The sequence below is a fragment of the Chryseobacterium sp. CP-77 genome (assembly GCF_036362765.1).
GTDB classification, from domain to species: domain Bacteria; phylum Bacteroidota; class Bacteroidia; order Flavobacteriales; family Weeksellaceae; genus Chryseobacterium; species Chryseobacterium cupriresistens.
Window position 1 is genome coordinate 1,482,190 of sequence record NZ_CP143637.1, and the last position, 14,438, is coordinate 1,496,627.

General features: G+C 36.3%; 10 protein-coding genes. 5 read left to right on the top strand and 5 right to left on the bottom strand.

The window, feature by feature from the left end; all coding sequences use genetic code 11:
• Positions 1-2: 2 nt before the first annotated feature.
• Complete coding sequence (locus V0410_RS06635; RefSeq protein WP_330746811.1) at positions 3-2,966, bottom strand: tetratricopeptide repeat protein; 2,964 nt, start codon at positions 2,964-2,966, stop codon at positions 3-5.
• Positions 2,967-3,223: 257 nt separating this feature from the next.
• Here V0410_RS06635 and V0410_RS06640 point away from each other — a divergent pair, with 257 nt between their 5' ends.
• From V0410_RS06640 to V0410_RS06655, 4 genes are all read left to right on the top strand, one after another.
• The gene (locus V0410_RS06640; protein WP_330746812.1) at positions 3,224-5,464 is read left to right on the top strand and encodes a CocE/NonD family hydrolase; all 2,241 of its coding nucleotides are present in this window, start codon (positions 3,224-3,226) and stop codon (positions 5,462-5,464) included.
• 104 nt (positions 5,465-5,568) lie between these two features.
• Positions 5,569-7,251 carry an APC family permease gene (locus V0410_RS06645; RefSeq protein ID WP_110010360.1) on the top strand — a complete coding sequence of 561 codons (1,683 nt, stop codon included), beginning with the start codon at positions 5,569-5,571 and terminating at the stop codon, positions 7,249-7,251.
• Between the two features lie 158 nt (positions 7,252-7,409).
• A complete protein-coding gene (locus tag V0410_RS06650) occupies positions 7,410-7,748 on the top strand; it encodes a DUF962 domain-containing protein (protein WP_110010361.1) in 339 nt (112 codons plus the stop codon).
• Positions 7,749-8,161: 413 nt separating this feature from the next.
• The gene (locus V0410_RS06655) at positions 8,162-9,196 is read left to right on the top strand and encodes an IS110 family transposase (protein WP_330742961.1); all 1,035 of its coding nucleotides are present in this window, start codon (positions 8,162-8,164) and stop codon (positions 9,194-9,196) included.
• Between the two features lie 182 nt (positions 9,197-9,378).
• On the opposite strand, the gene V0410_RS06660 is transcribed toward V0410_RS06655, so the two are convergent.
• The 3 genes from V0410_RS06660 to V0410_RS06670 form a co-directional block, all read right to left on the bottom strand.
• Positions 9,379-9,843: a hypothetical protein gene (locus V0410_RS06660; RefSeq protein ID WP_330746813.1), complete on the bottom strand. Its 465-nt coding sequence runs from the start codon at positions 9,841-9,843 to the stop codon at positions 9,379-9,381.
• Between the two features lie 24 nt (positions 9,844-9,867).
• Entirely contained in the window at positions 9,868-10,323 is a 456-nt protein-coding gene (locus tag V0410_RS06665) for a lipocalin family protein (RefSeq protein ID WP_330746814.1), read from the bottom strand.
• 119 nt (positions 10,324-10,442) lie between these two features.
• A complete protein-coding gene (locus V0410_RS06670; RefSeq protein WP_442879189.1) occupies positions 10,443-12,452 on the bottom strand; it encodes a hypothetical protein in 2,010 nt (669 codons plus the stop codon).
• Positions 12,453-12,608: 156 nt separating this feature from the next.
• On the opposite strand from V0410_RS06670, the gene V0410_RS06675 reads away from it, so the two are divergent.
• Positions 12,609-13,223, top strand: a complete 615-nt coding sequence (locus V0410_RS06675; RefSeq protein WP_330746816.1) for a DUF4377 domain-containing protein — start codon at positions 12,609-12,611, stop codon at positions 13,221-13,223.
• Positions 13,224-13,379: 156 nt separating this feature from the next.
• On the opposite strand, the gene V0410_RS06680 is transcribed toward V0410_RS06675, so the two are convergent.
• Positions 13,380-14,318 carry an SPFH domain-containing protein gene (locus V0410_RS06680; protein WP_110010426.1) on the bottom strand — a complete coding sequence of 313 codons (939 nt, stop codon included), beginning with the start codon at positions 14,316-14,318 and terminating at the stop codon, positions 13,380-13,382.
• Between the last annotated feature and the right edge of the window lie 120 nt (positions 14,319-14,438).

Below are 14,438 nucleotides of genomic sequence, written 5' to 3' on the forward strand. Positions count from 1 at the left end.
TACTATTTCTTAATCTGTTTTTTAACTTCTTTTGCTTCTGCTACAATTTCAGGGAAATCCTTGTAGTTTGCAATGATCTGATCACAGGTATAACTTGCCTGGTAGTTATCTTTCAGGCCGATATAGTTTTTAGCCATCAATACCAACGCTTTGGCTCCCCAGAATTCTTCTGATGCATAGTTGTTGGCAAGCTTAAAGATCGTCTCATTAGAAGACTTGAAAGCTTTTCCTTTGTTCTGATAATAGGCTTTAGCATATAAAGCTTCTGCAGCTACCGAAGTATTGGATGATTTTTCAAGAGAAGAATAGGCAGTCTGTGCATCTTTATCTTTTCCTGAGTTCATCAGGCTTCTTGCTTTGATTACTTTCGCAGTTTCAATAACGGCTGCCGAGTTTTTAGAATTGGCGATTACTGCATTGGCTAATTTTTCAGCTTCTGAGAAATTATTTTCTTCTGCATACAGTTTCATCAATTCCACATTTGCATAGTTTTTAATGCTGATGTTGGAAGAATTTTTAATGCCTTCAAGGTACTTTTTAGCTTCAGCAGTATTCCCCTGTGCAAGGAAGATCTGAGCTAAACGAGTTTGTGCATCATCCTGGTAATCATTCTGAATTCCAGCAACTTCCTGAAGCACAAGTAAAGCTTTGGTTGAATTATTGGTCTGGTAATAACTCTCTCCCAATTCATACTTCGCCTGGTACAACCCTTCCCCTGTTGGGTTCTGTGTCAGATACTTTTCATAATAAGAAATGGCATTCTTATAATCTTTCTTCGCAAACAACTGCTTACCTGTAGATAAGTTGATCTCATCAATTTCAGCAGCATCTACATTTACTCCAATATTTCTTGCGAAAGTTTCATATCCTGAAACATCTCCGTTTTTCGTAAAGATAGGTTTTGCAGCCTGAACTACTTTCTGAGCATAGGCCGTATTTTTATACTGCTCACCCAGAGATTTTAATTCAGAAAGTGCTTTATCATTCTGATTCTGGTCGATGTAATTCTGCGCCCTATAGATAGAAGCATTCGCAATCAGATCTTTATCAGAAGAACCTTTAATTACTTTTCCGAAATAGTCATTGGAATTCGCAAAATCATCCTGAGCAGCGTATGCCGTTCCTATTTCGTACTGAGCATCATCATAATATTCAGAATCCGGATATTTTGATAAAAGGTTTTTAAGGTTGTTAATCTTCGCCTGAGTATCCCCTTTGAATCCTAAAGCCATTGCTTTTTGATACAAAGTATAATCCGTAGCATCTTCGTTTTTGTCATAGATAGCAATGGCTTCGTTCAGATCATTGTTGGCATAATGGATATCTGCAAGACGAAGTTCTGCATCATTTTTAAACTCCGGTTTCGGATTGGTAAGATACTGCTTAAAGTAAGTAGCAGCCTGATCAAATTTTTTGGATTTAAAATAAGCATATCCTAAATCATAAGGCAGCTGCTGTTTTTCAGGGAAGTTTTCAGTCAGAAGCTTTTCGTAACGAGCAATGGCAGAAGGATAATTCCCTTTCTGGTAATATACCTGTGCCAGCCAGTATAAAGCTCTGCTGTTGAATTCTTTATTGATATTAAAACCAAGACTTCTTAAGAAATATTTCTCGGCCTCATCATAATTTCCTTTGTTGAATTCTTCAGTCCCTAACAAATAAGAAACCTCCTGGTCTACTTTGTTGATCTCAGGAGTCGAACTCTGTAATCTGTCGATTGCGTTCAGCGTTTCTTTATAGTTTCCGGAATACAGATAGGATTTCACCAGTAATGACCTCATTTCTGTGGCATTGGCTCCATCCTGATTTTCGTTGATATAACTTTGGATCACCGCTGAAGGACTTTCAAACGGGTTACCGATATCGTAACTTAGTTTAGCGTACTGCTCATGGGCCAGCTTTTTCACTTTTGCATCATAATCCATCTGATAAGAAGAACGGAATGCGGAAAGAGCTTCCTGTTTTTTATCTACAGCCAGGTAAGCATTTCCCAGCTGATAGTAAGCATTCTGGGCCAAAGCAGAATTGCTGTTGAGAAGCTGGTTGTAATAAGAAACCGCTTCATCATATTTTTTAAGCTGTGCAGCGACAAATCCCATCTCATACAAATCGTTTTCAGATGGATTCTGCTGTACGCTCAGATAATCTTTCAAATGTGGATACGCAGAGGTATAATCATTCTTCATGAAGTAACTCTCCCCGATGATCTTATGAACTTCCGCTTTATAAGAATCTGAAATATTTTCATTCAACAAAGCTGTTCCTTCTGTAATAGCCTGATCGTAGTTCTTATCATTGTAATACATCTGTACATAATAAGGACGTACCAGCTTTGAGAATTTATCCTGATCTTTTATCGAATCAAAATACTGGAAAGCTTTATCATTCTGTCTGTTGCTGTAATACAAATGCCCAAGCATATAAGCAATATCTCCTTTTTGGGACTGATCTGCTGATTTATAAGCTTCTTCAAGGGCATCAGTAGCTCCCTTAGAATCACCCGTCATGAATTTTGCATATCCAAGCTTCAGAATATACTCGGTATTCTCCTCCTTCGAAAGCTGATACTGGTTTACTTTTTTCAAAGTTTCCAGCGCTTTGTCGAAATCTTTTTTTGCTAAATAGTAATCTGCCAATGGAAGATTAGCCTGCGCAAAATAAGCAGAATTAGGGTATTCTTTCATGAAAGCGGTTAACCCTTCTTCAGCATGATTTTTCTGAAGAATCACACCGATCACATTATCAAAAAACTGGGCGCCTTCCTTTTTCGAACGGGACAAATTCTGATTGTAGAAATATTGTCTTGCATATTCGTACTGGGAAGCGTTGTATATTTTGGTCTGATAAAGATTTTCGGCTAGATTGAACCTGTAATTTTCTTTCTGGGTAAAATATTGGGACTGTTGAGCATCGGAGATTCCGAAATAGATGACCGCAGCCGCTAAAAGTATTTTTTTTGATTTCATTCTTCTTGATATAAGAAAATTAGTCTAAATAAGTTAACGAAAATATTAAAAACTTATTGTTTAAGCAAGTTTTAACAGTGTTAATGACAGTTAATTCTTATTTGATAACAATGTAAATTTTCTCACCATACAATGATAAAATTTACTACATTCGTTTGATAAAATATAAACAATTTTAATAAACAGTTATCAAATACATATTTTAATTTGATACTTTTTCAACAGCAGCTAAAAACATACCATAAATACACCATCTCATGAAATTTAAGATTCTTTTAGCATTAATTTGGGTAAACCTCCTGCAGGCACAAAAGTTTTATTTTCCAAAGACAGCTGTAAATGACTCTGTTATATTGGAAAAACAGATTCCAGGACTTGCACAGCAAGTAATTCCTCATCTTCAGTCGGTAAAATACAAACCGGAAAACACTGTTGATCTTATGGATAACCTTTTCCGTTTGCAGATAGTGGCTCAGGATTATAAAAATTCGCTGACTTCTCTTACTGAAAACCGTAAGCTCTTCGCGGATAACAATATGGGAGACTACAGATATATCGGATTTGAACTGTATGCTCTTGCGAAAATGGAGCAAAAAGAAAACAGCACCTCATTTTCCAATGCCCTTCAGAAAGTATTCAACCCAAAATATGAAAGCCTTCCGGAAAAATTAATTCCCAGACTCGGCCCTGCTCTTGATGGGGATGTAAAAGAATCCAGAAAGCAGCTGAAAAAAATACTTGACAAACAAAAAGACAAAGACAGTATTGATTACAGGACTGCCCTTGCTCTGTGCAAAAGTTATTTAAGCTATAAAACCTATTCGGGAATTAAACCTCGGGTGATGCAGCTGCTGGCGTCAAAAGACAGAGAAAGATTCATTATTGAAAACAGAGACCTTACTATAAAAAACGGAAATACCTTAACGATCACCATTGTTCGGAAAAAGGATAATACTTTCCCACTACCTGTAATTCTTACCAATAATATTTATGCCGGTCCATTTGATGAATTCTTTGGGAAGAGAGCCGCTGCTTATAATTACGTAGGAGCTGTTGTTAATACCCGAGGTAAGAGAAACAGCAATAATGTGAACAATCCCTTTGAACATGAATCGGAAGATATCTACGAAGTAATCGACTGGGTCAGCAAACAGCCCTGGTGCAACGGGAAAGTAGGAATGATCGGAGGAAGCTATTTAGGCTTCAGCCAGTGGGCAGCCGTAAAAAAAGTGCATCCGGCTTTGAAAACAATTGTTCCTCAGGTTGCAGTGGGAATCGGGATTGATTATCCGGCTCAGAATAATATCTTCATGAGCTATATGCTTCAGTGGATCCAGTATGTTACCAATAATAAGTTTACCGATGAAGCTGATTTTACCAATGCTGTAAAATGGGATTCTATTTTTACAAAATGGTACAAAAGCGGGGAATCATTCAGATCGTTAGATAAAATAAGCGGGAAACCCAGCAAAATATTCCAGCGTTGGCTGGATCATCCGGGATATGATGAATACTGGCAGAAAATGGTTCCTTACAAAGAGGATTTTTCAAAAATCAACATTCCCATTTTGACTACAACCGGATATTATGACGATGATCAGATTGGTGCACTGTATTATTTTAAACAGCATCATTTATACAATAAAAATGCAGATCATTATCTGGTCATAGGCCCCTATAATCATGGTGGAGCTCAAAGTTTCGGATTTACTTACGTGAATGGCAATCCTATTGATCCGGTGGCCAGAATAAGCATTGATGATCTTGCTTTTTCATGGTTTGATTATATTCTTAAAGGAGGCAAAAAACCGGAAATTTTAAAAGACAGAATTAATTTTCAGGTCATGAATACGAATACCTGGAAACATGTGGGTGATCTCGATAAAATGCATAATTCTTCTTTGAAATTCTATCTTCAGGACAAAAAAAATACGCCTTCAGTCTTTAATAAACCTGAAGCTCAAAGTTTCACAACCCAAATTATTGATTTTAAAAACAGGGATCAGAAAGACATTTATTACAATGTCAGTAAAAAAGACAGTATTAAAATGACTAATTCTGTCGCTTTTGAAAGTGAAATTCTTGACAAGGATATGATCATGAGTGGAAACCTGTCAGGAGTTTTCAATGTTTCGATCAATAAAAAAGATTTTGATACGGAAACCTATCTGTACCAGATTTCTCCTGATGGAAAATCCTATTTACTATCAACTCATATCGTGAGAGCCAGCTATGCAAAAAACAATCAAAAACGACAGCTTCTTGACCCGGGCAAGACAGAACAGATTCCCATTAACAACTCATATGTTATGAGTAAAAAGATAGAGAAAGGAAGCAAACTCCTTTTGTTGGTCGGCGTTAATAAAAATCCTAACTGGCAGATTAATTATGGATCTGGTAAAGATGTAAGTGAAGAAACGATAAAGGATTCTGGGGAACCGCTGGAAATAAAATGGTACAATGACAGCTATGTGGAAATACCTCTTTATAAAGATTAAAATCCATTGTTTGAGCATTTTTACCTAAATGTTTTTAACAGCTGTTAACATCAAAATAAAAAATCATTACATTTGCTTTTTTTCAAATCAAATATAGTTATTGAATGAGTCAACTTTTTAGAAGAAAAATCTATTCAGATACAGATACTTCAACGGGACTTTTAAGAGTGCTGGGTGTATGGGACATTGTATTTTTTGGTATTGCGGCTATTATAGGAGCTGGGAGTTTCAGCAGTTTGGGAGAAGCCGTTTTCAGAGGGGGTCCCGGCGTTATTCTACTATATTTGATTTGCGGTTTTGCCTGTGGGTTTACGGCTTTATGCTACGCTGAATTTGCCAGCAGAATTCCTACTGCAGGTTCTGCTTATACCTATGCTTACGCCAGTTTTGGAGAACTTATCGCCTGGGTTATCGGCTGGGCGCTGATCATGGAATATTCTTTTGGAAACATTTATGTAGCCTTTTCCTGGTCGGATTATTTTACCAGTTTCCTGGGACGTCTTGGAATGCATATTCCTGATTATCTGACCTGCAGCTATACTGAAGCAAGGAAAGCTGTTCAATATGGTTCAGAAAATAAAGAACTGTTAAATGCATGGAAAACAGCACCGCTAATCGGAAGTTTGAAATTCATTGTAGATATTCCGGCGCTGGTGATCAATGGTTTAATTACATGGCTTTGCTATGTAGGAGTAAAAGAAAGTAAAAACTTCAATAACTCTCTGGTTATCTTAAAGCTTGGAGTAATTTTACTCGTTATTCTTGTTGGTTTTGCTTATATCAATACTGAAAACTGGACCCCGGTAAGCCCGACAACTGGAACACCATCCTTCATGCCGAATGGTTTTGCCGGAGTAATGAGTGCCGTATCGGGAGTATTCTTCGCCTATATCGGATTTGATGCCTTAAGTGTTCTATCTGAAGAGACCAAAGACCCGCAGAAGACCTTACCAAAAGGAATGATTATCTCTCTTGTATTGTGTACCGTGATCTATATTGCTTTGACATTGGTCTTAACAGGAATGGTAGATTACAAAAAATTTGATGGTGTGGGAGATCCGCTTTCATTTATATTTGAAAAAACGAATGCTAATGTAGCCTGGATGGAGCTTGTTGTTTCCTTCGTTGCAATTGTTGCCATTACTACCGTATTATTGGTTTTCCAGATGGGACAGCCGAGAATATGGTATGCCATGAGCCGTGACGGACTGATGCCTGCAAGATTTCAAAAAATACATCCTAAGTACAAAACGCCATCCTACGCAACGATCGTTACAGGAATTGTGGTAGGTATTCCTATCCTGTTTACAGATAAAACGTTCATCCTTGATTTTACCAGTATCGGAACCATTTTCGCTTTTGTACTGGTATGTGCCGGAGTACTAATGCTTCCAGCTAAAGAAAAAATTAAAGGCAGATTCCACCTTCCTTACGTGAACGGTAAAATCATTTTCCCTGTCATTTTCATTGGAGGTTTACTGGCTTTCTACCAATGGCAGCCTGAGTTTTTTGATAACCTGATGAACTGGTCAGACCCTAATGAAGGAGAATTCAGAGCTTCTATTTTCTTTTTTATTATCATCAACCTGATTCTATGTGTCGTAGCTTTTATCAAGAATTTATCATTAATCCCATTGATTGGTTTAAGTTCATGTCTGTATCTTCTTACAGGAATGAGCCATGAGAACTGGTTCTGGTTCGGAATGTGGTTCCTGATCGGTATGGTTATTTATTTCTGCTACGGATATAAAAACAGTAAGCTTGGAAAAGAATTAAAGGACAGCTAAGTAAGTACTTAATAAAATTGCGAAAAGGCAAAATAGCAAATAGGTTAGACCTGATGGAAAGACTGATTTGTTATTTTGCCTTTTTACTTTTTGAGACTCTTTTAAAAATCGGCAGAATTATTGCTTTCAACTCAATTGAACCAATAAACTAACCCGCCATGTCTGAAAGAATCAAAACATACAGAGAGTTTTATCAGTTTTATCTTACTGAGCATAGTAAAACAGGAACCCGCATTTTCCATTTTATCGGAACGTTTCTCGTATTTTTCGTATTATGGTACGTCATCAGTTCCGGAAAAGAAAGATTTCTTTGGTACATCCCGATTGTAGGCTATGGATTTGCCTGGTTCAGTCATGCTGTGATCGAGAGAAATAAGCCGGCTACTTTTAAATATCCTTTATGGTCTTTAATTTCAGATTTCAGACTGTTTTTTGAACTATTAATCGGGAAACAAAAGTTCTTTACGTCCAATAACCAGCCTCAAAAGCAGGAATAGCTTTAGGACTTTCTGATTCTTTTTTTGTTCTGGAAATTAAATTTTAGCTTATAAAAAACTCGTGCCATTGCGGTTCGATCCGTAGCTTTATGAATACTATTGAGATTCCTTGCTTTGCTCGGAATGACAAAACAGAGTTTTGAAATTTTATCGGAGATAAAATCTCCTATGTTTGTATAAGTTATAATTTTCCTTATCTCAATTATTATCTTAGCAATAAAGTGAATAAGGATGAGAGTTGAATAAAAATCCAATAGTTCAAAGAAACATATTCGGCGCAAGAAATCACCTCATCCTTTTTTATCTTTTAGAGTCAGAACAGAATGTAAGGAATTAAAAACAACTTTTAATATCCAGAATATCCAATTAGGAGAAAAGACGAAGGAAGATTCCTCACTTAAACAGAATAAAATATGAGAGTATTAAAACAAGTGGCAGGTATAGATGTAGCTCAACAAGAATTAGTAGTTACTTTAGGTTTTCTATATGAAGATCAGACTATAAAATTTATAGCTTATAAGGTATTTACAAATACAGATACAGGAATCCAATTATTGATTAATTGGGTTGAAAAACAAATTGTTGAAGGGCTGGAAATTCACTATATTATGGAAGCCACAGGGATTTATCATCAAAAATTTGCTTATTATCTGGCTGACAATAACAAAAATGTCTATATCGTTTTGCCTAATAAAATAAGCAGTTATATAAGAACTCTTGATATTAAAACGATAACTGATAAGAGTTGTTCTCAGGCTATTACTCAGTTCGGTCTTGAAAGAAAATTAAGTGTCTGGAAAAAGCCTGATCAGACTTATAATGAGCTGCAACAGCTGACCAGAGAGCGAGATCAAATTGTTCAGGAGCGGAGTGTAATAAAAAATCAACTCCATGCGGAAACTGTTCAAGCTCGTCCTCATTTAAAAAGTATAGAAAGAATGCAAGCTCGCCTGAATTTACTCAACGCTCAAGAAAAAGAAATAAAGAAAGATATCGATACTATTATCAATACTAATGCTGTAGTAAAACAATCGATAGAACGACTTACAACGATACCTGGAGTTGGTGTTTTAACTGCCGCTACTGTTTTGGGAGAGACCAATGGTTTTGAACTGATTAGAAATAAGTCTCAATTATCAAGTTATGCGGGTTTAGACGTTAGGGAAAAGCAATCTGGAACATCAGTAAAAGGTAAATCACGAATATCCAAAAAAGGAAATAGAAGCTTAAGAAAATGTTTGTTTTTACCTGCTCTAACAATTGTGAAGTGGGATGATAATTTTAAAGAAATTTACATAAGGCTGACCTCAAAACATGGAATAAAAATGAAGGCTCTAGTAGCGATCCAAAGAAAAATATTAGAATTGATCTATATTCTTTTTAAAAATGAAACGGTCTATGACAGTAAGTATAAATCAAAAAATAGCGTGAAAACTGAGATAGTATAGCACGCTACAGAGTCTAGCTCTGGGCCGACTTAAGAAACAAATTTACAAAAAAATAAATTTTATTTGCAGGTTAACACAGAATCTTGCGCCTTACCACACATAGTATTAAAATAATCCTGCGCCTTTGCGTTTTCCAACCTTTACTTTTAGATTGAGATTGCTTCACCTTCGGTTCGCAATGACTATATGTTGGTAGAATTCTGTTTATTCTGATGGAGTTTCTTCCCTATCATATATCCTGTTGAAGGCAGAATAAATGACAGTACAACCGGAAATAACAATGCTATGCCTGAGCCCTCAAGAATAACTGTCAGAGGAAAAAGATATCCGTTATAAACAAGCAGTGCCAATGTAAAAAGAAAACTGTCACTATTACCTGTAGAAAGAATATTAAAATCATTACCAAACTGATCAAACAAGCCGGAACAAAGGAATAAGAAGACATTCACAAAAAACATCCATAGGACCGTTCTGTAGATCATTCCTTTTTTTGCATTCAGATATCCGCCGAGGATCAGAAATAAAGACAAAATTCCGGAAACGACATAATCCAGTCCTGATACATCAACTTCACTGCCCATTCTTCCAAAGAAATACATGCCATACAATACCAGATTCAGGAGATAGATGACTGTTACATAATTCATACGTTAAAAATTTTATGTTTACGGTTAGTATTGTTTTTCAAGTATGTCGTAATGAACCGTGTTGGCTATTTTTTCAGCGAATGCATCTCCGTTTACTTTTTTCGGTTCAGGAATATAGCTTGAAAAGGTTATCGTATGATCTTTATTGATTGTTACTTCCACTTCTTCAAGGATATTTTTATCATCTACATAAAACTGGATCCTGTTTTCAACAATCCTCCAAAAAGACAGTCTTGGTTCAGATGGACTGCAGTCACCCGACTTCCCTTCTACATAATTATAAATGGCAAAACCATCTTCCCTGATGGCATAATTTCTCATCAGGCGGCAGTTATCGAATTCTTTTATCACTTTATTTTTACCTTCATAAAATCCGGCTTCCTTCAGTTTCCAGAATCCTGTAACGTTTTCTTTGGTTAATTTTTGGGCACTGACCAGAGAAACGGTCAGAAAAGAGGCAAGAAAAAATATCTTAGACATAATGAATTTGTGTTTTTTTGATTGTAAACGAATATAATAGTGAGTAAAGAATTACGGCGGGCGGCGAAGCCGCCCGCCGTAATTCTAAACCTTAAACTTTAAACTTTAAATTCAAAGCTCTATTTAAACTTCTTCTTAAAACTGAATTTAAGCATATTCATGAGTCCCGGTTCAATGATATCAATTCCCAATCCGAAATTGCTGTCGGCAACAGTATGATGATCTGTTCGGAATTGTTCAAACTCACTTTGCGGAATTTCAATATTGATCAGAGGATTGTATTCAATATAAACACTTGCCCCGTTTTTGTGTACTTTTTTTCGGCTTTTATAGTCAAAATACGGGTTGGATATTGTACTTTCCTGAACTGTATATTTTTCTTCAACATCAATTTTCTGATCCGTCTGCAAATTAATTTCATATTTCTCACTGTCGAAATTATGCCAGAAAGGTAAATCTTTATGGATGAAATCTCTTGCACTCGCCTTCACTACATTCCGGTCAAAGTACATCAGAAAACGGTTTTTCTGTGGATCCACAAAGTAAGGATTTTCAATGGTTGCAGTATATTGGATCTTAACTTCATTCAGTCTTTTATCATCACTTACTACATCAATAGCAGCATCTTTGAATACGTTTCGGACATCTGTACCATTGCGGTCGCCTGAATAATTAAGCGCATAGAAAAGGAAGCTGTTCCAGCTGTCTATAATTTCTCTTTTATTGGTACTTTTAAAATACCTTCTCATAGCATTGGCTCTGTTTCCTTTATAAGTCGTTGATAAAGTAAGCTTTCCGGTATTGCCCTGTGCATTTAAATCTACTCTTTCATCAATACAAAAATAAGGGAATTTATAAGATTTTCTTACCTGAAGCTCCTGATCTTTCTTCACTTCCAGATAATGCATAAAATAGATAAAACCTCTGTTTTCAATCAATCCGAATTCATCACGGATGGTTGCATCAATGAAATATTCTTCACCCTTATAATTCACTTTTACAACAACATGATTGAAACTTAACAAGGATGGCAGATAGTATTTAATATAATAATCCGTATTAAAATTAACCAGCACTACAGAGGCGTCTACTCCTATATAATCAAGGATTACTTTCAATAAAACCGATTTTGCCTTACAATCGCCCTGTTTATTTTCATACGTTACTGATGGTTCCTGTGGCTTATGACCATTCATTTCATCTGCATTGAAGACATAATAGATATGATTTTGTACATATTCTATGGCAAACTGCAGTTTTTCATCCTGATCAGCAATGGCATCCAGTTTTTCAACCAGATTGGGAGCAAAATCCTGTAAAGAAGACTTGTTAAAAATTTCCTCATAGAACGGTACAATATAGTTGGAAAGGTCTTTCCAGTTACTTTCTGTAGCAAAATCTACATAAGGAAAAATTTCACGACCTGAATCTACAGGGTTGATATAATTCTCTTCTTCAATGACAAATCTGTCTCCTTTTTTCAGATAACTGATCTCCGGTTCAAGGACATTTCCCTGCTCATCTCTGAAAAATGTTTTTTTATAGGCAATAGTCTGTTCACGTTCGTTGATGAACGTAAATTTAAAACTTCCATAAGCCCAATAGTTATCGGGACTTACCCAGACATACTTTGAGAATTCCTTTCTTAGAAAATCACGGTCTGTAAACTCTTTGATCCTTGAATCTTCCAAGATCAGAACATCATACAGCCTAAGATCTTTAATGGTAATATTGATTTTTTTATTACTGCTAAGAACTCCTCCACTGCTTTGGTTTTCACTGTCGAGAACCTTTATTTTTGTGTCCGGAATCTTATCGATCAGCACTCCATCCCTCAACACACTGATTCTGTGAATCTGGTAAACTTCATTTTCCTCCACAATCACATCAGAAACAGAAGCTCTTTCCAGGTTTCCAGGTTCGTTCAGAGTATACGCCATGCAGACGTACTCACTGTTTTCCGTATTGCTTGTATAGTATTTTTTGTCTAAAAAATAGCAGTAATCACGACCTTCATCAATTTGTCTTCTGGCAAATTCGGAGTCTTTGATTCGGTTCTTTATTTCCTCATCCCCGATATTTCCTGCCCACATTTCAGGTTTTTGAATCCTGTAATTTTCAACTTGCATTTGATTATCCATATTTATTATAAGAATTATATTTTGGTTAGTGTTTAAGAAATTCAAATTAAACAATTAAAAAAGTAAAAAACAATAGCAGAAGTACTACAAATTCAGTATTTTTTTTCGGCACAGTAATTGCGAGGTATGGGGAAAATCAAGTTTATGAAAAGTATAGCAACAATTCTAAAAGGGACAGCACCCGCATTAGCATTATTCGCAATGACGCAATGTACAACCACAGCCAATGCATCCGCAGGTGATGAAAAAACATTCATCGTAGGACCACAAACAGCAGATTGTACAGGAGTAGCTCCTATGAAATGTCTGCAGGTAAAAGAAAACGCTTCCGGAAACTGGACGAATTTCTACAGCAATATCGAAGGATTCACTTATGAACCGGGATATGAATATGTTTTAAAAGTAAAAACAGAAAAAATTGAAAATCCTCCGGCTGACGGATCTTCCATAAAATACACTTTGGTAAAGCAGGTTTCTAAAACGAAAAAAGCAGAACTGGCAGCCGATGAAAAAACAATTATCATAGGACCACAAACCGTAGAGTGTTCTGCCGGAGCCGGCCGTATGCAATGCATGCAGGTAAAAGAAAGTACTTCTGCAGACTGGACGAATTTCTACAGCCCTATTGAAGGCTTCACTTATGAGCCGGGTTACGAATATGTTTTAAAAGTAAAAACAGAAAAAATCGCTAATCCTCCGGCAGATGCTTCTTCCATCAAATATACATTGGTGGAACAGGTTTCTAAAACGAAGAAATAATCAATAAAAAACCGCTTCTGAAAATTCAGAAGCGGTTTTTTATTGCTGGAAGCTGGAAGAACGAAGCCAGAAGTTGCTTTTGGACGATCCGAAAAAGTCAGCAAATGATCCATTTTTAAGTGTTTATTTCTGTCTTTCTTTTTACTTTCTTTTATCTTAAAACCCAGTCTCTTTTTGTGGAGGATCAGGATATTTTCCTTTCGTAGCCTCTCCTACTGTGTTGGCTGTTGTCATCGCCACTACAAGATCGTTCAGCATTCCGCTGGCTGCTGTGGGTGAATTGGGAAGGAGTACAAGATTACTTCTGTTGCTGGCGCCCACAGAATGTAAAGTATCATAATGCTGTGTCACCACAATCAATGCTGATGCTTCATGAGAATTGATATCCACATTATTCAGCATTCTTACAGACTCTTCAAGCCCTTTGGCAATTTCTCTTCTCTGGTCGGCAATTCCCTGCCCTTGTAATTTCTTGGATTCTGCTTCTGCTTTTGCCACCGCAACAATTCTGATTCTTTGTGCTTCAGATTCGTATTCAGCAGCGGTTTTTTCTCTTTCTGCTGCATTGATCCTGTTCATGGCATGTTTTACCTGCTCATCCGGATCAATATCTGTTACCAAAGCTTTGATAATATCATATCCATAACTGTTCATGGCATCCTGAAGCTCGCTTTTCACCGCAATGGCCACGTCATCTTTTCTTACAAAAACATCATCAAGCTTCAGCTTGGGAACTTCTGCTCTTACGACATCAAAAACAAAAGAAGTAATTTGATTTTCAGGATTTTCCAAACGATAATAAGCATCTCCCACCTGGCTTCTGATGACCTGATACTGAACAGAAATTTTCATTTTGATGAAAACATTGTCTAATGTTTTGGTGTCAATCATGACATCCAGCTGCTGAATTCTCAGATTAAGTCTTTTGGCAATCTGATCTATGATGGGCAGCTTAAGGTGAAGACCTGAATGCTTTACCGCACGGAATTTCCCGAAACGTTCTATAATTGCTGCTGTTTCCTGCTTAACGACAAAAAACGAAGCGAATAAAATGATAAGCCCGAAGAAAATAACGGGTGCAAAATATATACTCATAGTTTTAATTTTTATTAATATGTTGTCACACCACCTGTTTTTGTTAAAAACATTTTTGTAAGTAGCTGCTTAAATATAAGAAAAATAAAAATAGAGTTAATTACAAATTTTAGAGTAAAA